General features: G+C 67.7%; 1 protein-coding gene. It reads left to right on the forward strand.

The genetic code is table 11. The features are described from left to right. Nucleotides 1-32: 32 nt before the first annotated feature. The coding region (locus tag ACXAHD_RS32420; protein ID WP_475055227.1) for an RNA-guided endonuclease InsQ/TnpB family protein at nt 33-393 on the forward strand (361 nt) is incomplete at its 3' end.

Here is a 393-nt window from a genome sequence, read left to right on the forward strand (position 1 = left end):
TGTCCACGACGATCATCCGCGAGAATCAAGCGGTGTACGTCGAGGACCTGTGTGTCGTCGGTCTCGGCCGGACCCGGCTGGCGAAGTCGGTGCACGACGCCGGATGGTCGTCGTTCGTCGCCATGCTGGAGTACAAGGCGGCGAGATACGGGCGTACGTTCGCCCGGGTGGACCGGTGGCTCCCGTCCACCCGGATGTGCTCGGACTGCGGGCGCGTCAACGACAGGATGGCGTTGAACGTGCGGTCGTGGGTGTGTCCGTGTGGCGGTCACCACGACCGGGATGTCAACGCGGCGATCAACATCAAGGCCGCCGGGCAGGCGGACGTCAACGACCGTGGAGCGCGGGTAGGACCGGGACCCGTCCCGGCACCGCGCGGTGAAACGGTAACCC

Source organism: Micromonospora sp. ABR4_055 (genome assembly GCF_056160425.1).